The following is a 21,682-nucleotide window of genomic DNA, read 5'->3' on the forward strand; positions in this document are numbered from 1 at the left end:
GACTAGAATTGCAATTTTGTGTTTTTAGATAACCTGCCTTTCGCTCAAAAAAGGCAGGTATCACTCAAACTAATCTAGCTTATATGTATATATGTTAGATTATTTTTTAACTATAGTGCAAGTTGCTGTTGCCGGATAACCTTTTGTTGCCGGATCAGTTTCATCTATAGTAAACGTAACGTCATAAGTTCCCGCTTCGGTAATTGTGTAAGCGCCTTGATCGTCACGGTTGATTGTATTTGTTGATGCATCTTTTGGTCCGTAATTAACGTCCCATTTGTTGTTTAATCTGAATTTTAAAGCTCCCGCAACTAAATCGGCAGTCACTTTCCAAGTTTTTGTTTTATGGTCATATTTCATTGGGGTACTATTATCCCAACCTCCAGATTGAGCTGTACCCACAATTCCCCATGCATAAGGAGTAGCAGACCATTTTAACGTATTTAAGTTTGCTTTTATTTGATATGAACCAGCGCTTGGAAGGAATAAATTGTCATCATCCATTCTTACTAAATCTTCATTAGTAGCGCCAGCACCATAAAATTCAGCCCACGTTCTGGCCGTATTTAATTTGAACGCTAATGCAGTACCTTCAGCAGTCATGTAGCCTTGATATACTCCTTTTTCAATTGCCGTTAAAGACGCAGCAGTTTCAACTGCCCAACCTTGATAATCTCCAGGCATATAAATTTCGCCAAAAACAATTGCTTTTTCATAAGGAGTCACTGTGATTTCGATTGGATCTGAATAAATATTTCTATCCATGACAGCCACGACTCTTATTGCTAATTTTCCTTCTGCATTTGGTTGTATTCCTAAATCAGTTGCAATTTTATTCAAATCACGAACAGTAAAAGATTTAGTCAAAACATCGCTTCCTGCTTCGAAAGCTTTAGCATTTAACCATGCCTTGGCACCTGAAGTATTTGCTGGAAGATCAAATTGAACCGTATATAAAACAGGAGCTTCAATTGGAAAAACAACAGCTGGCCAAGAAATAGTTGTTGCAGTGTTGTCGGCAGCATCTTCTTTAAGCACAATTTTACTTGCCGAAGAGGTAATTGCGCTAGGAAAACTAACCGATTTTAAAACGGTTAATTCGGCATCAGAGTCACAAGAAGTAGCCACAATTACTAATGCAAGTAATGCTACTAATTTATTTATGTATTTTTTCATAGTATTTAGCTGTTTTTAGTAACCTGGATTTTGTTTAAGTCCTGGATTTGCATTTAAAGCTGAAGTTGGGATAGGGAATATTTTTCGAAATGCTTCTGATGCGCCTCTGAATTCATTTGGCAACAAGAATTTATCAAAACGAATCATGTCTTCTCTACGATGTCCTTCCCAGTTTAATTCACGTCCTCTTTCATCATAAATATCATCAAGAGTTGGGTTTGTAGCCAAAGCACCGATACCAGCACGAGTTCTTATGGCATCAACTAGAGGTTTAGCTGCTCCAGCATTGCCCAGACGAACATTACATTCAGCTGTCATCAACATAACATCAGCATATCTGTAAATTGGAAAATCATTTGAAGCTCCTCCGCCATTCATTGAGCCTGCTGGATAAAATTTAACATTTCGAACGCCCTCTTGAGCACCAGCTCCCGGATTATCTAATGAAGCTACATCTAATGTATAATTTACGCTACCTGGTTGTGCTCCTATTAAAAATTGTTTTTTACGAATATCTTTATCATCATATTTTGCATAAAAATCTTTAGGAACAATAGATCCGTTCCAGCCACTATAGCCAAATAATGCATTAGAATGTGGGCCGATCAAACTACGTACAGTAAAAATATTACGGCCTACAACATCAACGGTAGTATAAATAGATAAAATTGTTTCATCTTGAGGACTTGTATCGCCAAACAATTCGTAGTATTTATTCCCTAACGGACTTGAAGCATCTGAAAGTGCAGGATGTAATGAAAATCCGCCGCCATTTACAACGTTACAAGCCGCTAAACATTCGGCCCATTTTGGAGTTCCAGTTAAAACACCAGCATTCAAGTACACTTTAGCAAGCAAAGTATATCCAGCCCATTTGTTGAATCTACCGTAAAATTCACCACCTTTAGTACCTGGCAGTAAATCAACATTGGCTTTTAATTCTGATACTACAAAATCAAATACTACCTGACGACTTGCTTGTGGAATTTTGTCGACAGTAATATTGTTATCTGTATAAAAAGGAACACTTCCAAAGTCATCAATCAATAAATAATAGAAAAAAGCTCTTAAAACCTTTGCTTCAGCAATTTTTGCTGCATCTGCTTTAGAGTCTTCCAATTGCTGTATTGCAAGATTGGCATTGAAAATTGATTTATAAAGCCAGTTCCATGTATTCCCAACAATTTCGTCTGTTGGCAACCATTGGTGTTTGTACAAAATTGCAAATCCTGTAGACCAGTCACCCGTATTTCTATGCGGAATAACTTGGTCATCAGCACACATAGAGTTTAAGTCATACCAGCCCATATCAGCACCAGCATACCCAACGCCACCCCAGTTACCAGCGATTTGTGCATATACACTTGCTAAAGCTATATCAGCTCCTTGAGGTGATCCATAAAAATCTTCTGCAGGGTATTTGTCGTACACATTTTCGTCAACATTGGTACAACCTGTCAAAGCCAGGAAACAAATACTTCCCGCTATAAATATATTTTTGATTTTCATTTCTTTTACTATTTAAATTTAACATTTACACCAAACGAGATGCTTCTGGTACGAGGATAAATTCCTTTATCTCCTCCAAAATATACATTTGGATCTCCACTTCCACTTAAGTTGATTTCAGGATCAATACCTGAATAATTTGTGATAAGGAATAGGTTGTTTCCAGTAAGAGAAAGTCTAATTGACTCTATGAATCGATCTTTAAAACTAAAATTGTATCCTGCAGTAACGTTTTCTAAACGAACAAAAGAACCATCTTCTAACCATAAATTTGAAGAATATTGCGAGGTGTAAATACCTAAGTCAACGGCGCTCTGTAAAACATTGCTTTTACCAATGTTTTCCATATAACTTGAACGTTGATTTACAGTGTTGTAGATTTTGTTTCCTCCAGATCCTCTTAATAATAAAGAAGCATCAAATTTTTTATATCTCACACTTGGATTGAAAGCGAAAGAATAAGTTGGCAAAGCAGAACCTTGCATTACACGATCCGGACTCATACTACCTTGGTCAATAATACCATCACCATTTTGATCTACTACTGTTTCAGCATTTGCAGCATCTTTACCTTGGTGCTGTAAAATATTAAATGTGCCTATTGGTTGTCCTTTTATCAGGTAAGAATTTGGTGCGCCCCAACCTACGTAGTCTGTATTTAATGGTACACCATTAATGCTTCCGCTTAAGTTAAGAACTTCATTACGCATGAAAGAAACGTTTCCTGCTAAAGTAAAAGTCGTATTTTCATTACGGATTACATCATATGCCAAGGCAACCTCTAGTCCTTCGTTTTTAATACTACCAACATTGGCTTTGATTTTATCATATGGATATGGAGGTTGTGGAACTGTATAATCAAATAATAAATTATCTGTAGTTGCAGTGTAAACATCAATTGTACCTCTCAATCGGTTGTCGATGAAACCAAAATCAAGACCAATATTGGTTTGTTTTTTGGTCTCCCATTTTAAATCGTCATTGCCATTTTGAATGATGTTGTAGTTTGGAATTTGTGAACCTCCAAAATAAGTCGTACCAGCAGCACCAACCAAAGAAAGTGAGCTTTGAGGTTTTAGGCCTTGTTGGTTTCCGGTAACTCCATAACCTACACGTAATTTCAAATCATTAATAACAGATTGATTAGCCATAAATGATTCTTTCGCAATTTGCCAAGCTACCGAAGCAGATGGAAAATTCCCCCATTTATTATTTGCTCCAAATACAGAAGATCCGTCACGTCTGATACTTGCTGTAACTAAATAACGATCTAATAAGGCGTAATTTACTCTTGCTAAAAAAGAAACAAGTGTTCTGTCATTTTTAGAAGATTGAATATCGCCTGGTAAAGCTTTAGTTATATCACCTAATTGAAGGTTATTGTAAGTAGCTAAATCATTAACAAAACCTCTTGCTTGAGAGTAGTTTTTTTGCTCACTTTGGTATTGCCATTCGTACAAAGCCAAGGCATTGATGGAGTGAATGCCAAATGTTTTTTTGTAATTCAAGCTAATATCCATTAACTTCTCTTCCTGACGAATATTTTCAATATTTCCAAAGCCTTTTTGGTTAATTGCGTTTGCATCTGTCGATTTAGCTGGGTTATAAAAACCTGTTGAATTGTTTGCTTTTCTCCAGCTTCCAAACCAACCAGCCTGTAAACCATCAACGATATCTAAATCAGCCTTAAGGCTTCCGAATAAATTATCATATTTTCCTTCATTAGTAATTTCTTGTTGAGCCGCATAAGGATTCAAATATTGGAATAAATTAGGATCTGTATAATACGTTGTTCCGTCTGATTGAAACACTGGATCAGTAGGACGCATTTGATAAGCCTGAGAAATCAAGTTTGAAACTTGATTCACTCTACCAATACTTTGTACACTGCTGTTCGTGTTACTAATTCCGTTAGTTAAACTATAAGTCAAAGTTAATTTGTCATCCAAAGCTTTTTGAGTCGCTTGTAAACGGGCAATATATTTTTTATTGTCAGAGTTAATTACAACACCATCTTGCAAAATAGCACTTAAAGAACCGTGGTAACTAAATTTTTCACTGCCTCCACCAAACGAAAGTGTATGCGTTTGCGTAAATCCTGTTTGTGTTAAAATTCCGTACCAATCTGTGTTTGCACCATGATTTGCAGAAGCAGGAACTCCAACACTTTGAGCTGCAGTCCACCATTGATCAGCATTTAGAAAATCCAATTTTTTTGGAATAAAATCGATAGCAGAAGAACCTACATATTCAAAAGTTGTTTTTCCTGATTTATTGGTTTTAGTGGTTACAATGATAACTCCGGCAGCTCCTCTAGACCCATAAACGGCTGTAGCTGAAGCATCTTTTAGAATATCGATAGACGATATTTCTGTTGGAGGAATTGAGTTTAATAAATCTAGATTTCCCTGAATTCCATCTACTACAACCAAAGGATCGCTTCCACCAATTAAAGAACTTACTCCACGAATACGTACACTTGGACCAGAACCAGGTTCACTACCAATTTGGTTAATATTTACACCTGCCGCTTTTCCAGAAATTAATTGCAACGGATTTACAATTGCACCTTGATTCATCTCTTTTGCAGAAATAGTAGAAACTGCACCCGTTACATCTTTTTTAGTAACAGATCCATAACCAACTAAAACTACTTCTTGTAAGTTTGTTGCATCTGGTTCAAGTTTAATGTTGATTGTTTTTTGGTTTGCCGTTACTTTTTTGTCTTTGTAACCAACAAATGACACCACAATTACAGAAGTATTGCTTTCAACAGTGATTGTAAATTTTCCGTCAAAATCAGTAACAACACCGTTTTTTGTTCCCTGCTCATTTACTGATGCACCCGGAAGCGGACTTCCATTTTCATCAGTAACAATTCCTGAAACGGTTTGTTTTTCAAATTCAATAACTTGTGTTTTAAGCTCCGGCTTTTTTAAGATAATCTGTGTATCTCGAATTTTAAACTCAGTTGGGGTACCTTTAAAAAGCTTATCTAGAACCACATAGATTGATTGGTCTTTTACAGAAATAGAAACAGTTCTGTCTAAGTCAATATCATTTAGTTTATAAATGAATCTGAAATCAGTTTTTTGTTCGATGGTCTCAATCACCTTTTCGATTGTTGAATTATTTAATTCCAGCGTTACTTTTGTTTTTTGGGCATAAGTATTCGCTCTAATATTAAACATGGCGACCAAAATAAGTAGGGTAGTTAATTTCAATTTTAGGTCATTTTGGAACACTCGGTATAAAAACCCAGTATTCTTTGATTTTTTTTTCATAATTTTGTTAATTGATTGTAGTTAATTCGTTATATTCAATCACTTAGTTAATCGGAAATTGTTCGCAGCTCTTTCCGATTTTTTTATTCCCGTAATGTTAGTTCCTCATAGATTGTAATTGGTTTTAAGTGGTTATTTAATTAGTATTTGATTGTCTTTGATAGTATAATTAATGCCATGAATATCATTAAAATAGCTCATAACATTTTCAATAGATTCTTCCTTAAAGCTGGCATTGAATTTTTCGTTTGCTAGTTTTTCGTTTTTGTTTACAATTGTAACATTATAGCGTCTTTCCAGTTTTGTAATGATGTTTTTGAACGACATATTTCTAAATGTCAAACCGCCATTTATCCACGAGGTGTAAATGTCTGTGAGAACAGGTTTGGTCGAAATTTTAGCATTTTCTCTATTGAAACTTCCTTTAAATCCGGGTTTCAAAATGGTGTTTTTTGATGCATCAAATTCTTGGTTTGATTGATACATTCCTACTGAACCTTCAACTAAAACAACATCAGTCAAATCATCTTCTGGATAATTAGAAACGTTGAAATGCGTTCCTAAAACACGAACATTCAGGTTGTCAGCATTTACGATAAACGGATGTTTTTTGTCTTTGGCAACATCAAAAAATGCTTCTCCGTCAAGAAATACTTGTCTGTTTTCACCAGCAATAAATTTTATAGGATATTTTAAAGTTGTTCCCGAATTCAGATGAACAAATGTTCCATCAGAAAGTTGAAGACGGAATTTTTTTCCGTAAGGAATTTTGATCGTGTTATAAACTAATTTTTCAGGATCTGAACTGTTTTCATAAACCAGTTTATCTCCCGTTTGATTCCCAACAATATTGCCTTTAGCATCTTTTACAATCGATGAATTTTTTTCAGAAATTACTTGAATATCACCATTTTCTAATTGAAGGACAATATCAGTACTCTTGAAATCGAATTCTTTTTCAGCTGGTTTAGTTGCAAGATTTTGTTTGTAGAAAAAACCAATTCCCAATAAAACAACAACAGATGCAGCAATCGAAATGTATTTTCTGTAATTCGGTTTTCTTACCGGCATTTCAATTACAGTTTCCTCTTTTTCTTCTTCTTTGGAAGCAGATAAAATATTCATAAAAATATCGTCGGCAGTTTGCTTGTCCATTTTTGGCATTTCATCCAAAAGGTTTTGAACATCTTCTACCGTAGGAAAATCATCGGTAAGCTGATTTTTTTTATAATAAGCAATTACCTCGTTTGTTTCTTCGAGTGTACACTGGTTCAAAACAAACTTTTGTAAAAGGCCTTTTATTTCAGAATTTGAATTCATTACGAATTGTTTTAGGTCGGGATTTTATATAATACAGTCGAAATGAAGTTGAGTACTACTCAAACGTTATAAATTTTTCAATTTTAACATTTTTATGAAATATAAAAACGCGGGAAGTATTGATTTTGTTGAGGTTTTGTGTGAAAAATATTTTTAAAAAATTTAATCTTTCTATTAAGCAACCGATTTGTCATTTCGACCGAAGGGAGAAATCACATTAGAAAACCACAAAGAAAATCGCCAATCTTTGTCGAGTTACATGTGTGATTTCTCCCTTCGGTCGAAATGACAAACATGACGGGAAACTGTATGAATTGCAAAAAAAAAATCACCCGAGAAAGGTGATTTTAATGGTTTGTGGTTTTTTGGTTTAGATAATTTCATCATGAACTTGAAAAAAGACTCGCATGGATTCCAGTGCTTTGCTCATTTGGTTCTTGACAGTACTTATAGAGATGCCGAGTTCTTGACTTATTTCTTCGTAACTCATGCCTTTCTTTCGGGACATTTTAAAAATTTGCTTTCGCTTGGGGGGCAATTGTTTTATGGCTTGTTTGCGAAGTTTTTTGCAATCTTCTTCGCGAATCGAATAATCGCCGTATTCATGAGACTTTTGGCTTTCATAAAAAACGGCTTCTTTTAAAACCTGATCATTTGCAGCTTTATTCAAAGTATTAAAAGCTTGATTTCTCGCAATGGTAAAAATGTAAGCTTTAAATGACTGCTCCAGATTCAAGTTTTCACGATGCTGCCATACCTTCATAAAAACATCCTGAACATTTTCTTCGGCAGCTTCTTTTGATTTTAAGAGACTAATGCTGTAACCATAGATGTCTTGGTAATACAAATCAAAAAGGGAACGAAATGCTTTTTCGCTGCCATTTTTTAGTTCGCTTACCAATAATTTGTCGCTATGATCTTTGGCTTCCAACATTAAATTAATTAGTTTGTATTTAAATCTAATTATATTACGATACTATCAAAATCGATACTCTAATGCGTTGAGTGGTTAGCAAATATATAAAAATATAATTCGCATAAAAAAGTCAAAAATCACACTTATTTGTAATTTTTTTAAAACAATATAGCTTGGATGGCAACAAACGCTGAGGTAATATGCTTTTTATCAAGTTGATAACTTTTTGGCTGAAAAATTAAAAATTAACGATTCTGGATTTTTAATTTTGAGAATATTCTTATTGTTAGAAGTAGAAGTTGCAGATTCTTCATTTTTTTTAAATCAAAAAATCCTTTCATCTTTTTACAAAAAAGATAAAAGGATTATTGAAAATTGAATCTATATAATTGATCTAAAATTAAATTCTGCTTAATTAGTTTTTCAAATCTTTGATTACTTTGAAAGCAACGTCAACTTGATCTTCACCAACTAATATTGTAAATTCATTTGAAGTTGAAATTACCTCGTTGATGATAATTCCTTCCCAAGCCAAACGTTGGAAAATGAAATAATAAATACCAGGAACTACGATGTTTTCTTTTGGCAATTTTACTGTAATTGAAGCTAAATTGTCTAATTTTTGAATTAGTTTTTCTCTCATAAAGTGTTTCTCAACTAAATGATTCACACTGCTACTCACTACAATATTGGTTTCATTTACACCACGAGATGAGGTGTAGAAAATATCAGACAAAGCATTAATATCAGAAATTAAATCAGCTTGTTTGTTTAAAACAGTTTCTGAAGCTGCAAAAGTGTAATCTGTAAGCTCAGAACGAACTGTGATTTCGCCTATATTCTTGATTACTTTATTGATTTTGTGGTTTAATTTAAAATCTAATTCCTCTGTCAATCTTTTAAGGGACATTACAACAGCACCTTGTTTTACCTCTTTGCCAAATTCACTTTCTAGCTCAGTCATTATGTTTCGAGAGAGAGAAGTTAAATTGATAATCCCGAGCGATAATGCATTCAATAAAAACGGCTTTGTTTTGATGTAATTTTCGACGATGGAAGAAACGGTTTTCATAATTTTTTTTCTTTTTTTTGGTAACTTAATTGTGTTGGTTTAGTTAATTTGATGTTATAAATCTCTGCAAATATAAATAAAAAAACAAAATGTTACAATTATAACAAGAAAAAAAATATGTTAAAAATGATAAAAAGCGTCAGTAAGATGCTCAATTGCAAATGTTTCCTCGGATTTATGGATGGCAATTATGTCAAAACGAACATTTAAATCATCATCAAAATCCATTTCCCTATCGTTTATGTAGGCATTTACTGCTTTTATGAGCAACTGAATTTTTTTTTGCTTGACAAAATCCTGCGGAGAACCAAAATCCAAACTCGATCTTGTTTTGACTTCAACAATCGCCAAAATGGAATCTTTTTGTGCAATAATATCAATCTCGGCTTTTTGAATAACAAAGTTTCTTTCTAAAATTTCGTAACCATTTTCTTCAAGATAGGAGACAGCCAAATCTTCTCCGAGTTTTCCTAGTTCATTATGTTCTGCCATAGTTTTTGTTTTAAGTTTCAGGTTTCAAGTTCAAGTTTGAGGTTTTTTGCACGCAAAGACGCGAAGTCGCAAAGTATATTTAAAACTTTGCGACTTCGCGTCTTTGCGAGATTTTTATGTGGTATTTTTAGTTTCCCTTTTTAAAGAGTGAATGTTATTTTTGGAAAGTAAGCGTGCTTCCAGAAGCAGTTACATCAATTGTAACTGTATTTCCCATTATCAAAGCTCTGTTATCTCTAATGTGACCAGCTGGGAAATTGAAAATTACGGGAATATTATACTTTTTTGTTACATCGTCAATAATTTCAAGAGCATTTTTTCCCCACGGAACTTCATTGTCTTTCATTTTCGTCATTCCTCCAATAACAATTCCTTTTAGGTTTTCGATACAACCATTACGTTTTAAATTCATCATCATTCGATCGATATGATAAAGGTATTCATCTAAATCCTCAATAAATAAGATTTTGTCTCTGCAGTCAATAGCTGAAGGAGAACCTAACAAACTATATAAAATGGAAAGATTTCCACCGACTAATTCGCCGGTTGCTTTACCAAAACGATTCATTGGAGATGGAGCAACGGTGTAAGATAATGATTCGCCAAATAAACTTGCTTTTAAAGAACTGATCGCCTCTGGAGTTGCGCGCGGGATTGTAATTGGCATTACACCATGAATTGATTTATAGCCCATCGTGTTTAAATGATTATGCAAAACGGTAACATCACTAAAACCGATAATCCATTTTGGATGTTGCTTGAATTTGGTAAAATCCAATAAATCTAACATTCTAACAGTTCCATATCCGCCTTTAACGCACCAAATTGCTTTAATATTAGGGTTGTCTAATTGCTTTTGAAAATCGGCAGCACGTTGTTCATCTGTTCCGGCCAATTGGTGATAATCAAGACCAATTGTGCTGCCGACAACAGCTTCTAATCCCCAGCTGTGCAGCAAGTCCATAGTTGGTTTTAAGTTATCGTCGATATTTTTTCTGGCAGTTGCCAAAAGAGCTATTGTATCTCCTTTTTGTAAATAAGGCGGTGTTATCATGATTTGTTGAGATTGACATGTTAATGATTGCAAAGCAAAAATAAGAAATGCGATTTTACCCAAGGCAAAACTTTTCTTGATATGCTTAAAGCTGTTGATCGTCATAATATCTTTTGCTTAAAAGTTCATTTTATTTTTAAAATTAGGCTAAAAATCAGCCTCCATATTGTTTTTGCAATTCTTCCAAAAGAAGCATTAATCCTTTGTCAGCTTCTTCAGACTGCACATTTGCAAAGATGATAAAAGCTTTATTAATTGCTTTACAAATATAAACTTTAGTTAAAAATGTTCCTGGATTTCCGTAATGAAACGAATATTTTAAACCTGAGTTTTCATTTATTTCAGAATACCATCCAAAAGAAACTTCGGGGAAACCATAATGCATCAAATTAAATTCCTGAGCCGATAATGTTTTCGATTTTCCAGCTAAACCCTGAAGTTGCATTTGCGTAAATTTACAATAATCAGGCAAACTGCAATTTATATTTCCTGCAGATGAGAGCCAGTTTAATTTATAATTGAGGGCGGGCTTTTCGGGATTTAAATTTTCGTCATGTCCCCAAGGCTGATTTTCATCGATTAGATTAGGCGGTCCAAAATCGAAATCAATATTTAGATTCTTGCCTAATTCGGCTACTAATGTTTCATAGCTTTTTCCGGTCGCTTTTTCGAGCATTAAACCCGCAGCAACATAACTCGGATTGGACAAATATGCTTCCTGCTTTTCAGAAACAACTTGTTTTTGGCTAAAAAACCAAGAAATAAATTCATATCGTTGTTGCTGTTTGTCTCCTTTAATTTCTTTTTGAGAAGGCGTTTCATTACCATATGACCAAGTAGGAATTGGCGCTCTAAAAGTTAGGAAATCTTGCAGTGTTACCTTATAAAGAACGGGATTGCTGGTTGATTTTAATTCAGGATAAAGGTCAAAGAATTTAGTATCTAATTTTATTTTTCCCTCCTTTACTAAAGTCATAGCAATATAACTTGTAATGGTTTTTGTTAAAGATCCCAGTCGAAATTTATCATTCTTTTTTGCTTTGTAAGAAGAATTGATTCGTTGATATCCTAAAGTCTGGATTTCAAGTATAGAATCTGAAGAAACTACGGCATATGCTAATTCAGGAATTTTATATTTAATTCTGATATTCTCTGCTAAAGAACTGTTTTTTTGTCCGTAAATAGTAGTAAAGATGCTGAGGAAAAGCAAAAAAACAAGATTTTTTTTCATTTGGGAAAGTGTCGATTTTTATAGGCAAGTTACAAGAGATTTGCACAGAAACAAAGATATAAATCAAAAATAAAACAAAGTAAATTTCTTACAAAAAAAATAATTTCTTAAATTGTGGCTTTAAATGTTTAATTGAAATTTATGCGCCAGTTTATCAAGTTTTATCTTTTATTCCTTTTTTCAATTTCCTCTTTATTTGCACAATCAAAAAAGTACGCTATTCATACGGTTGCTTTTTACAATTTCGAAAATCTCTTTGATACGATTAATGATCCAAGTACAAATGATGACGAATGGACACCAAAAGGAGCACAGCATTGGACAAAAGAAAAATACGAGCAAAAATTAAAAAACCTTTCACGAGTTATTTCAGAAATTGGAACTCCCGAAAATTCAAATGCTCCCACTTTGATTGGTTGTTCTGAAATTGAAAATAGAGGCGTACTGGAAGATTTGATAAAACAAGAAAAAATCGCAGGTTTCGATTACGGAATTATTCATTTTGATTCGCCGGACCAACGCGGAATTGACGTTGCACTTTTGTATCAGAAAAAATATTTTAGGCCGACTTCTTTTTCGAATATTCCTTTAATAATTTATAAGAATAAAACTGTTGTTCAAGAAAATGGAAACGAAGATTTAGGAGATGTTGAAGTTAAAATTGATACTAAAAACCGAGTTTTCACAAGAGATCAGCTTTTGGTAACAGGGTTTCTTGATAATGAAGAAATTCATATTATTGTTAATCACTGGCCTTCAAGATCTGGAGGAGAAAAAGCAAGTAGTCCGTATCGTGAAGCAGCGGGGAAATTAAACAGAAGAATAATTGATTCGCTACAGCAAATAAACCCAGATGCGAAAGTTATAACTATGGGAGATTTAAACGACGGACCTTTCAATAAAAGTGTAAAAATGGCTTTAGGCGCGAAAGCAAAAAAAGTTGAAGTTCCAGAATTTGGTGTTTATAATCCGTTTGAGGAAATGGCCGAAAAAGGTATGGGGACTTTAGCATTTCGTGATTCCTGGGATATTTTTGACCAAATTATGATGACGAAATCTTTCATAAAACCTGATTTTTCAAGTTATGAATTTTGGAAAGCTGCTATTTTTAAAAAACCATATTTGATTCAGACTTCAGGAAAATACAAAGGATATCCGTTAAGAAATTCATTGACCGAAGCAGGTTTTAGCGATCATTTTCCGGTTTATATTTATTTGATACGTGAATTAAAATGAATCGCAGTTTTTAGACTGAACACTTGAGACCGCGACTGTTTACTGAATACTTTTCACTACCTTAGCTTTTCATAAATTCAGAAAAAAATGGCTATAGCAAAACCATTCAATCTAACGCAATGGATTGAAGATAACCGACACTTATTAAAACCGCCAGTTGGAAATAAAAATCTTTATGTTGATTCTGGTGACTATATTGTAATGATTGTTGCCGGACCAAATGCGCGAAAAGATTATCATTATAACGAAACCGAAGAACTTTTTTATCAATTAGAAGGAAGTATAAAAGTGGTAATCCAAGAAGATGGAGAGCGCAAAGAAATGGAATTAAATGCTGGAGACATGTATTTGCATCCTGCTAAAATTCCTCATTCACCTGTTCGTTCTGAGGGTTCGATTGGATTGGTAATTGAGCGCAAACGCGCCGGAAAAGGTTATACCGACGGACTTTTGTGGCATTGCGACAATTGCAATCATAAACTTTATGAAGTGTATTTTGAGCTTCACAATATCGAAAAAGACTTTCTGCCTCATTTCGAGCATTTTTACAATTCTGAAGAATTAAGAACGTGTAATAAATGCGGAACCATAATGGAAACTGATCCTAGATTTACGGCTAAGAAATAAATACACCAAAAAAACCGATAGATTTTAAAAACCTATCGTTTTTTTTTGGTGTATTTTGAGGCAAAAACATGTATTTATATAGTTTTTAATGTATATTTGTATCATATATGATATAAAAAAATATTAATTATGATACAGGAAATTATTGCTTATAAAAACATTGTTAATGATATTGAGGAATTAATGACTAAATCTCCTTTTAAAAAAAATTATATCATTGAACAAATTGGTATTCCGAGTCCGACATTTTATAGAAAATTAAAAACTCAGACTTTCACTCCTGATGAAATGCTTTCAATTGCAAAAATTCTTTCCCCAGAAGAGAATTATATGTTAGAATTGAAGGCAGAGATTGAGCAAGGAAAACTAGATATAAAAAATGGAGATTATATAACACATGAAGAAATGTTAGCTAAACTAAAGAGAAGAAATCTTATATAAAAATATCCATTGGTTTTTGCCGATTGTTATAAAAAGTAATCAATTCGATATAATCTTGCGTAGTTTCATAATATAATGTGACGTTTCTAGAAATGACAATACTTCGGCATTTTAATTTTGGATTATATTTTCCAAGTGAAGGATTATTTTCCAACAAAGTTATAATGTGTAAAACGTCCTTGATAAATTTTTGAGCTATGAGCGGTGACCAAAAATGTTTAAGATAATTCTCAATAGTATCAAGGTTATACTCTGCTTTTTTAGACCAAATAATCTTCATTGTAAATTTTGAATATTTACAAATTTATAAAAATAAACTTACAAAATATTAAATTCTTACAACTCAATCTTCTTCCCTTGCACAGGATAAATAATCTTCAAACCTAAATCATTTTGACTTTTTAATTGCTCTTTAATTTTGGCAATATTTTTAGCAGGCGGTTTTAGATGTGTAATGATGATTTTGAAGTTGTTAAGCGAACTTTTTCCGGCTAATTCTTCTAAAACATGAAGTTCAGTCATTAAATGATTTGGGGTTAAATGCCCGAATAAAAATTTGTCTGGCTGTTCATTTGGGAATGAAACTTCGATAAAAATTCCTTTCAATTGTTTACTTTGAACTAATGGCGCAATTGCCGTCCATAATGCTTTAAGTTTATCGCTTTTTTCAACAGAATCTGGACCAGTGTCACCTAGATATAAAGCATAAGAATCTTCGCTTTTTATTAAAAATGCAGTACTTTCAAACGGATTGACATGACTCAGTGAAAAAGCTTTTACCGTCATTTTTGTATTTGAAATAGGAGTTTCTTCACCTAGGTTTAAAGTTTGAAAATGATATTTTTTCAGTGGAAATCCTACGCCTTTATCTCCAAAATTGGCCCAAGTTTCATCGTTGAAATAGTGATTTTCCATCATTTCCATGCATTTTTCAGTTGCATAAACTGTTTTTGAAGAATCGGCTGGAGAGTTGATTATTAATCCTGAAACGTGATCTAAATGTGCGTGCGAAATAAAATATCCTTTAATGTATTTGCGCAAGACTTCGCTGGTTGAAACTTTAAAAACTTTATTCTCAATTGCTTTTTCGATTCCCGCATTTATAGTTCCGGCGTCCAGACAAATAAAATCTTTTGTATTGGAGGGGGCTATTAAATATGCTGAAAGATTTTTTTCATCGATTCCACCTTTTATTCCGAGTGGAACGACTTGAAATGATGATTTTTCTTTTTGAGAGAAAGCGTTTGTCGAAATCAATAGCAAACAGAGTAAAAGCCTACTGAAAATGGTCATAATTGTTATTTTATGTAATGCAAATTTCACTAAATAAATCCAATAAATAAGACCTGATTTCTGTTAATACTATTAAATAATCTTAATTTTACTCTTATTTATGAATTCATTTCAATTTGAAATTAATTCTAAAAGAATATCTTTACATAAAAATATAACAATTTTAACTAAAAAAGTTACAATGACAACAATAGCATCACAATTTGGCATGAATGAAGCACTGGAAAAGCTAGGAATTAAACTAGTAAACGAAGGAACTTCAACAGGGGTGGAGAATTTTTCATCAGGCGAAATCTTAGATAGTTTTTCTCCTGTAGATGGAAAACTAATAGCATCAGTAAAAACTTCTACACTTGAAGATTATGAGAAAGTAATGCGCGCAGCGACGGAAGCTTTCAAAGCTTTTAGATTAATTCCTGCGCCACAACGCGGTGAAATTGTGCGTCAGTTTGGTGAAAAATTACGTCAGAATAAAGAAGCTTTAGGAAAATTGGTTTCTTATGAAATGGGAAAATCATTGCAGGAAGGTTATGGTGAAGTGCAAGAAATGATAGATATCTGTGACTTTGCTGTTGGTTTGTCACGCCAATTACACGGATTAACAATGCATTCTGAGCGTCCTGGACATAGAATGTATGAGCAATATCATCCGTTGGGAATTGTCGGAATTATTTCGGCATTTAATTTCCCTGTTGCGGTTTGGTCTTGGAACACCGCTTTGGCTTGGATTTCTGGCGATGTTTGTGTTTGGAAACCTTCTGAAAAAACACCTCTTTGTGGTATTGCTTGTCAAAACATAATCGCTCAAGTTATCAAAGAAAACAATTTGCCAGAAGGAATTTCTTGCTTGGTAAATGGAGATTATAAAATAGGGGAGTTGCTGACTAAAGATACTCGTATTCCGTTAGTTTCTGCAACAGGTTCTACCAGAATGGGTAAAATCGTTGCACAAGCTGTTGCTGCTCGATTAGGAAAATCATTATTGGAATTGGGAGGAAACAATGCCATTATAGTTACTCCAGATGCAGATATTAAAATGACAGTTATTGGTGCTGTTTTTGGAGCTGTTGGAACGGCTGGTCAGCGTTGTACATCAACTCGAAGATTGATTATTCACGAAAGTATTTACGATAAAGTAAAAGATGCACTAGTTGCAGCTTACAAACAATTGAGAATTGGGAATCCGCTTGACGAAAATAATCACGTTGGGCCACTTATTGACACCCATGCAGTGGAACAATATGCAGTAGCTTTAAATAAAGTAGTTGCCGAAGGCGGAAAAGTTCTAGTCGAAGGCGGTGTGCTTTCTGGAGAAGGATACGAAAGTGGTTGTTATGTAAAACCGGCAATTGCTGAGGCTGAAAATTCATTTGCAATTGTACAGCACGAAACTTTTGCTCCAGTTTTGTATTTAATAAAATATTCTGGAGAAGTTGACAATGCAATCGAAATTCAGAATGGAGTTGCTCAAGGATTATCTTCAGCAATTATGACAAACAATCTACGTGAAGCAGAAAGATTTTTGTCAGTAACAGGCTCTGATTGTGGAATTGCGAATGTAAATATCGGAACCTCTGGAGCTGAGATCGGTGGTGCTTTTGGTGGTGAAAAAGAAACAGGAGGCGGGCGTGAATCTGGATCTGATGCTTGGAAAATCTATATGAGACGTCAAACAAATACGATTAATTATACAACGAATCTTCCTTTGGCACAAGGAATTAAATTTGATTTGTAAAATAGAAGTTTAAATCAAAACCGCTTTTTCATGATAAATGAAAAGGCGGTTTTTTTATTGCTTGTTTTTGTAGTATTTTACGTATGGTTTTTTAAAATTTCAAAGAATGGGAATGAGATGTAAATTATTTTTGCTATTACTAATGATGGTTATTTTTAGTTGTAATAAAAAGTCTGATATAAAATCTACGACTTCAGTTAAAGACAGTTTAAATCAACATTTTCCTGAAGAAGATTTTGAAGAAGATGGGAGTGATGTAGTAACTATAAAAGATTTGAAATTTCCATCAACAGGAAAAAATATTGAGGATTTTGTTTTAGAGCCTTGTGAAATAAAAATGAAAGCAGAAGGTTTTCTTAATGATGATGAGCTTAAGGATATTGTAATTGTACTACAAAATGAAAATGATAGCCAAGATTCTCGTGCAGTCTTGGTTCTCTTAAAACAGGAAACGGGAGAATATAAACTTCAGGATGTTTCTTGGGAAGCCTTAGATCCTGAATATACGGAAAATGGTTATCAGGTATATACGTCAGAGGAGATTTCTATAGAGAATAAAATATTGCATATTATGCTTCAGAGTGGTGGTGGACCTCCTGGTACAAGAGAAACATTGTATAAATATGTAAATAATGATTTTGTTCTAATAGAGATGCATACTTTTAGTGCTGGAGCTGGTGCTCATATGGTAAGTGATTATAATTTGATGACGGGAGTTGTTGAACATGAAGTAACAAATACGCTAAATGACAGTATTCCAGCTAAAAATGAAATTAAAAAATTTGAATTGAAACGACAAATGTTATTTGCCAAAGACAATCCCAACACTGTTTTAGAAGATCTACCAGGATCAGAGAATTTTTAAATAAGAAAAGGCTTCCATATTTGGAAGCCTTTTACTTTAAAATTAAGTTAGTTAAGTTTGAATTAGTTTATTTTTTAAGAATAGTTTGATTGAATGAACCGTTATTGGTGTAAACTTTTACCAAATAAGTTCCCGAGATTAATTGACTTAAATCGATGCTTTCAGCATTTTTCCCTGCACTGCTTACTAATGTACCAGATATATTATAAACTAAAACTTGTTCTATAGTTTGAGTTGATTTTGCAAAATACAAAATATCAGTCACTGGGTTTGGATATAAAACAACTTTCGAGGTTTCAGGTTCCGCAATAACTTCAGCAGTTTTTGACATTCTTAAAGTACTTCCTGAATTATATACTGTGCTAATATAGAATAAATTAGCAACAGAACCTTTTGTAATAGTGTGAGAACCTGCAGCAATTGATGCAGTTACAATGCCTGCTGATGCAGTATAAGAAACATTGTCAACTTTGATTGTTCCTGTAAAATTTGAATCGAATACTAAAGTTAAAGTTGAAGCACTTGTTGTTGTGTATGTAATAGAAGTGCTAGTTTCAATTTTTAAACGTTTAGTTAAAGTTAGTCCATTGTATGTTACTGAACCATCTGTAGAATTCATATTCCCAGTAATTGAATAGAAAGTACTTGTTTTTCCTGAAGTTGTGAAATTATGAATTTCATCTCCGCTTGGTGTTCCAGTAGTCACTGTAATTGTTCCTGAACCTGTTGCTGGCGTTCCTGTTCCTGTTGTTGCAATTGAGTACGATATTGTTGCTGTTGGAGTTCCAGTAATTGTAATTGTTTTAGCAGTTGTGTTTTTGACAAAACTAATTCCAGATGCTGGCAAACCAGTTACAGTTGCATCTGTAGCAGTTCCTCCCCAAGTGAAAACAATTGAAGATATCGCTGTTCCGCTAGCAACAGTTTGATTGTTGTTTGTTGTAGAAGTCAAAGTTTGAGCGCCTGCAGCTGTAACTGTAATCGTTCCAGAACCTGTTGCTGGAGTTCCAGTTCCTGTAGTTGCAATTGAATAAGATACAGTTGCTGTTGGTGTTCCAGTAATTGTGATTGTCTTTGCGGTTGTGTTTTTCACAAAACTAAGTCCAGACGCTGGCAAACCTGTTACAGTGGCATCTGTAGCATCTCCACCCCATGTGAATACAATTGATGCGATTGCTGTTCCGCTACTTACTGTTTGGTTTTCATTTCCTGTTGAAGTAAGTGTTTGCGAACTCGCGGGAGGATTTCCTTCTCCTTGAACCGAAACTAAAGCTCCACTATAATTTGTCAATGCAGATTTTAGTGCTGTAATTACAAGTGAAGAAGTATCATCGACACTATTGTCAAATACCCATTTTAAATCTCCTCCAGAAACGCGCCCAGCGTATTGTGTTACTTTGGTTTTTGCAATTGCTGGCTCATCAATCACTAAATTTTTCACATATAAAGAGGCATCCGTATCAAAGTTGTTATATGAATTTGCTCCTGATTTTGATTTAATTGTACTGCTTACAGTTTCGCCTCTTGTTGTTGCTACATAAGCATCAAAATCTGTTGTTGAACTTATTTTTCCTGAAATATTATATAACGGATTCGGATCATTATAAGCCACAAATCGCATATTATTTGTTCCGTTGGAAGCATCAAAAGTATTATTGTATGCTTTTATAAATCCGCCGGCTTCGCCTGAGAATGTTCCCATTGTTCCGGCATTGTTTACCTGATTTGCTTCGTCCCAGATATCTGTTCCTTGCAAAGAAGTCAACATTGGATGTTTAGCATTTCTGAAATAATTTCCTTCTACAAAAAGTGAAGATCCCATTGTAGATCCAGCTCCGTATTTCGCATTTCCATCATAGTAATTGTTGTAAATATGAGCTGAATAATAACGAACTCTTGGATGACGGGAATCAGAATGGTCGAACCAGTTGTGATGATATGTGATGTACAAACCGGTTGTTGTTCCTTCGCTTAAGCCCAAAAGACTTGCTTTTCCGTTGTCCCAAAAGTGGTTGTAAGATAAGGTGATATAAGTTGAAGATTTGTTATCCAATGCTCCATCTCCTTTAATTTGATCAGCATCACTTCCTGCATTTCCATAAAATAAGTCGCAGTTGTGAACCCAAATATGATCATTATCTTGTTGCATTCCAACATTGTCGCCGGCTGTACTGTTGCAGTTCATAAAACCAAGATTGCTTACTTCGATATTTGAAGCCGATTTTAAACGAACGCCCCAACCATTTGCAACAGCATCATTTCCAATTCCTTCAATTGTTACGTAGCTTGATGCATTATTTGCATTTTCGATTACGACATCGCCACCTTCCATAACTGTCATGTCTGTGATGTTTCCAATTAATCGGATGATGAACGGACGAGTATCTTTTCCCTTTTTGATTGCATATAAAATATTTTGCAAACCAACGCAAGGATTAGCACTTGCTCCAGTAATGTTCATCGAAATGGTGTTTTTTGTGTTTTGCGTAATGTACAAAATTACTGCATTGTCTTTAGGTGTTCCGTCAGCTTTGTAACCACCCGGAACTCTGCCACTTTCAAAGGCAAATCCGTTTCGATCGTGTGCGGAAACTGTCAACGAACTTGTTGTAGATCCAGTTCCTTCCACTCCAGAAATCACGGGTTTTACTTTTACAGTGTATGATCCAGCTTTCAATCCTGGAATATCAGCTCGAAAATAGCTTCCGTAGCTTCGGATGAGCTGATCATCAATTTTTCTGTCGGTAATTCCATTGCCAGAATAATAGACATTGTAGGTTTGTGCATTACTGACCGGTTGCCATTTTACAAAAGCAGTTTCAAGCCAGCCCGATGCTTCTGTAATTGTAACTTGTTGTGCCCAAGTTTGGACGCAAAAAAGAAAAACGAAAACGAAAAGTAGGTTTTTTTTCATAATTGTTTTGGTTAAGATAGTTAATAAATATTATTTGTGGTTTTGATTCATCTTTTACAATTTTAATTGTAATCGATTACACAAAAATATATAAATTTTTGATATTCGTAATTATTTGATTAAATAAAAATATATTACTTAAAAAAATATGCAAAAATATAATCATTATGTAATAAATTGCATGAATTGTAATTTATTACATAATGATTATATTTATCGTGAAGTCCTATTTTTACTACGTTTTTGTAATCAGTTAAATGGAAGCTGATTCTAAAATTTAACTTTTTTGATGATTTTTTAAATTTTAATGGCGCTTCTAATTTAAATAAGAAATAGATTACTTTTAAAGATTGGTCTTTGAGAAATTTGCTCGAAAAATTATTTTTAATATCTTTTTTTAAGAAGGAAAACTATAGATTTGATTTGTTTTCGGTGAAGTTTTTGAGAAAAAAACACACTTCAGAGAAGATCTTTTTGGAAGGTCATTTTATCAAAATAAATGACAAAAAAAAGCCTT

Annotated in this window: 17 protein-coding genes; 5 read left to right on the forward strand and 12 right to left on the reverse strand. The window is 33.8% G+C overall.

The window, feature by feature from the left end; genetic code table 11:
• Nucleotides 1–99 precede the first annotated feature (99 nt).
• The 9 genes from EYY60_RS16775 to EYY60_RS16815 form a co-directional block, all read right to left on the reverse strand.
• Nucleotides 100–1,176 carry a SusE domain-containing protein gene (locus tag EYY60_RS16775; RefSeq protein WP_132990466.1) on the reverse strand — a complete coding sequence of 359 codons (1,077 nt, stop codon included), beginning with the start codon at nt 1,174–1,176 and terminating at the stop codon, nt 100–102.
• Between the two features lie 15 nt (nt 1,177–1,191).
• Nucleotides 1,192–2,685, reverse strand: coding sequence for a RagB/SusD family nutrient uptake outer membrane protein (locus EYY60_RS16780; protein ID WP_132990467.1), 1,494 nt, complete (start codon nt 2,683–2,685; stop codon nt 1,192–1,194).
• Nucleotides 2,686–2,693: 8 nt separating this feature from the next.
• On the reverse strand, nt 2,694–5,969 hold the full coding sequence (locus EYY60_RS16785; RefSeq protein ID WP_132990468.1) for a TonB-dependent receptor: 3,276 nt from the start codon (nt 5,967–5,969) through the stop codon (nt 2,694–2,696).
• Nucleotides 5,970–6,101: 132 nt separating this feature from the next.
• Nucleotides 6,102–7,289: a FecR family protein gene (locus tag EYY60_RS16790; protein ID WP_132990469.1), complete on the reverse strand. Its 1,188-nt coding sequence runs from the start codon at nt 7,287–7,289 to the stop codon at nt 6,102–6,104.
• A gap of 370 nt (nt 7,290–7,659) precedes the next feature.
• Nucleotides 7,660–8,223, reverse strand: a complete 564-nt coding sequence (locus EYY60_RS16795) for an RNA polymerase sigma factor (RefSeq protein ID WP_132990470.1) — start codon at nt 8,221–8,223, stop codon at nt 7,660–7,662.
• Between the two features lie 397 nt (nt 8,224–8,620).
• Entirely contained in the window at nt 8,621–9,277 is a 657-nt protein-coding gene (locus EYY60_RS16800) for a hypothetical protein (RefSeq protein WP_008466087.1), read from the reverse strand.
• A gap of 120 nt (nt 9,278–9,397) precedes the next feature.
• On the reverse strand, nt 9,398–9,769 hold the full coding sequence (locus tag EYY60_RS16805; protein ID WP_132990471.1) for a YraN family protein: 372 nt from the start codon (nt 9,767–9,769) through the stop codon (nt 9,398–9,400).
• 154 nt (nt 9,770–9,923) lie between these two features.
• Nucleotides 9,924–10,823, reverse strand: coding sequence for a S66 peptidase family protein (locus tag EYY60_RS16810; RefSeq protein ID WP_132990472.1), 900 nt, complete (start codon nt 10,821–10,823; stop codon nt 9,924–9,926).
• A gap of 154 nt (nt 10,824–10,977) precedes the next feature.
• Nucleotides 10,978–12,054, reverse strand: coding sequence for a serine hydrolase domain-containing protein (locus EYY60_RS16815; protein WP_132990473.1), 1,077 nt, complete (start codon nt 12,052–12,054; stop codon nt 10,978–10,980).
• 141 nt (nt 12,055–12,195) lie between these two features.
• Here EYY60_RS16815 and EYY60_RS16820 point away from each other — a divergent pair, with 141 nt between their 5' ends.
• The 3 genes from EYY60_RS16820 (at nt 12,196) to EYY60_RS16830 (ending at nt 14,358) form a co-directional block, all read left to right on the forward strand.
• Nucleotides 12,196–13,290 carry an endonuclease/exonuclease/phosphatase family protein gene (locus EYY60_RS16820; RefSeq protein ID WP_132990474.1) on the forward strand — a complete coding sequence of 365 codons (1,095 nt, stop codon included), beginning with the start codon at nt 12,196–12,198 and terminating at the stop codon, nt 13,288–13,290.
• An 87-nt stretch (nt 13,291–13,377) separates the two neighbouring features.
• Nucleotides 13,378–13,917, forward strand: a complete 540-nt coding sequence (locus EYY60_RS16825; RefSeq protein WP_132990475.1) for a 3-hydroxyanthranilate 3,4-dioxygenase — start codon at nt 13,378–13,380, stop codon at nt 13,915–13,917.
• Between the two features lie 129 nt (nt 13,918–14,046).
• On the forward strand, nt 14,047–14,358 hold the full coding sequence (locus EYY60_RS16830) for a hypothetical protein (RefSeq protein WP_132990476.1): 312 nt from the start codon (nt 14,047–14,049) through the stop codon (nt 14,356–14,358).
• Here EYY60_RS16830 and EYY60_RS16835 read toward each other — a convergent pair.
• Nucleotides 14,351–14,638 (reverse strand): type II toxin-antitoxin system RelE/ParE family toxin, encoded by a 288-nt coding sequence (locus EYY60_RS16835; RefSeq protein WP_132990477.1) that lies wholly within the window; start codon nt 14,636–14,638, stop codon nt 14,351–14,353. The two genes, EYY60_RS16830 and EYY60_RS16835, sit on opposite strands and share 8 nt — an antisense overlap.
• Before the next feature lie 56 nt (nt 14,639–14,694).
• Nucleotides 14,695–15,651, reverse strand: a complete 957-nt coding sequence (locus EYY60_RS16840) for an MBL fold metallo-hydrolase (RefSeq protein ID WP_132990478.1) — start codon at nt 15,649–15,651, stop codon at nt 14,695–14,697.
• A 181-nt stretch (nt 15,652–15,832) separates the two neighbouring features.
• Between EYY60_RS16840 and amaB the strand changes: the two genes are divergently transcribed.
• Both amaB and EYY60_RS16850 read left to right on the forward strand, forming a co-directional pair.
• Nucleotides 15,833–17,386 carry an L-piperidine-6-carboxylate dehydrogenase gene (gene amaB, locus EYY60_RS16845; RefSeq protein WP_132990479.1) on the forward strand — a complete coding sequence of 518 codons (1,554 nt, stop codon included), beginning with the start codon at nt 15,833–15,835 and terminating at the stop codon, nt 17,384–17,386.
• Nucleotides 17,387–17,498: 112 nt separating this feature from the next.
• A complete protein-coding gene (locus EYY60_RS16850; RefSeq protein ID WP_132990480.1) occupies nt 17,499–18,251 on the forward strand; it encodes a hypothetical protein in 753 nt (250 codons plus the stop codon).
• Nucleotides 18,252–18,318: 67 nt separating this feature from the next.
• On the opposite strand, the gene EYY60_RS16855 is transcribed toward EYY60_RS16850, so the two are convergent.
• Nucleotides 18,319–21,165, reverse strand: a complete 2,847-nt coding sequence (locus tag EYY60_RS16855) for a pectate lyase family protein (RefSeq protein WP_132990481.1) — start codon at nt 21,163–21,165, stop codon at nt 18,319–18,321.
• Between the last annotated feature and the right edge of the window lie 517 nt (nt 21,166–21,682).

Source organism: Flavobacterium zhairuonense, from assembly GCF_004352915.1.
GTDB lineage: Bacteria > Bacteroidota > Bacteroidia > Flavobacteriales > Flavobacteriaceae > Flavobacterium > Flavobacterium zhairuonense.

Excerpts from the sequence above, each read along its gene's own strand:
- EYY60_RS16775 (WP_132990466.1), bottom strand. The coding sequence starts at position 1,176 with ATGAAAAAATACATAAATAAATTAGTAGCATTACTTGCATTAGTAATT.
- EYY60_RS16780 (WP_132990467.1), bottom strand. The coding sequence starts at position 2,685 with ATGAAAATCAAAAATATATTTATAGCGGGAAGTATTTGTTTCCTGGCT.
- EYY60_RS16785 (WP_132990468.1), bottom strand. The coding sequence starts at position 5,969 with ATGAAAAAAAAATCAAAGAATACTGGGTTTTTATACCGAGTGTTCCAA.
- EYY60_RS16790 (WP_132990469.1), bottom strand. The coding sequence starts at position 7,289 with ATGAATTCAAATTCTGAAATAAAAGGCCTTTTACAAAAGTTTGTTTTG.
- EYY60_RS16795 (WP_132990470.1), bottom strand. The coding sequence starts at position 8,223 with ATGTTGGAAGCCAAAGATCATAGCGACAAATTATTGGTAAGCGAACTA.
- EYY60_RS16800 (WP_008466087.1), bottom strand. The coding sequence starts at position 9,277 with ATGAAAACCGTTTCTTCCATCGTCGAAAATTACATCAAAACAAAGCCG.
- EYY60_RS16805 (WP_132990471.1), bottom strand. The coding sequence starts at position 9,769 with ATGGCAGAACATAATGAACTAGGAAAACTCGGAGAAGATTTGGCTGTC.
- EYY60_RS16810 (WP_132990472.1), bottom strand. The coding sequence starts at position 10,823 with ATGATAACACCGCCTTATTTACAAAAAGGAGATACAATAGCTCTTTTG.
- EYY60_RS16815 (WP_132990473.1), bottom strand. The coding sequence starts at position 12,054 with ATGAAAAAAAATCTTGTTTTTTTGCTTTTCCTCAGCATCTTTACTACT.
- EYY60_RS16820 (WP_132990474.1), top strand. The coding sequence starts at position 12,196 with ATGCGCCAGTTTATCAAGTTTTATCTTTTATTCCTTTTTTCAATTTCC.
- EYY60_RS16825 (WP_132990475.1), top strand. The coding sequence starts at position 13,378 with ATGGCTATAGCAAAACCATTCAATCTAACGCAATGGATTGAAGATAAC.
- EYY60_RS16830 (WP_132990476.1), top strand. The coding sequence starts at position 14,047 with ATGATACAGGAAATTATTGCTTATAAAAACATTGTTAATGATATTGAG.
- EYY60_RS16835 (WP_132990477.1), bottom strand. The coding sequence starts at position 14,638 with ATGAAGATTATTTGGTCTAAAAAAGCAGAGTATAACCTTGATACTATT.
- EYY60_RS16840 (WP_132990478.1), bottom strand. The coding sequence starts at position 15,651 with ATGACCATTTTCAGTAGGCTTTTACTCTGTTTGCTATTGATTTCGACA.
- amaB (WP_132990479.1), top strand. The coding sequence starts at position 15,833 with ATGACAACAATAGCATCACAATTTGGCATGAATGAAGCACTGGAAAAG.
- EYY60_RS16850 (WP_132990480.1), top strand. The coding sequence starts at position 17,499 with ATGAGATGTAAATTATTTTTGCTATTACTAATGATGGTTATTTTTAGT.
- EYY60_RS16855 (WP_132990481.1), bottom strand. The coding sequence starts at position 21,165 with ATGAAAAAAAACCTACTTTTCGTTTTCGTTTTTCTTTTTTGCGTCCAA.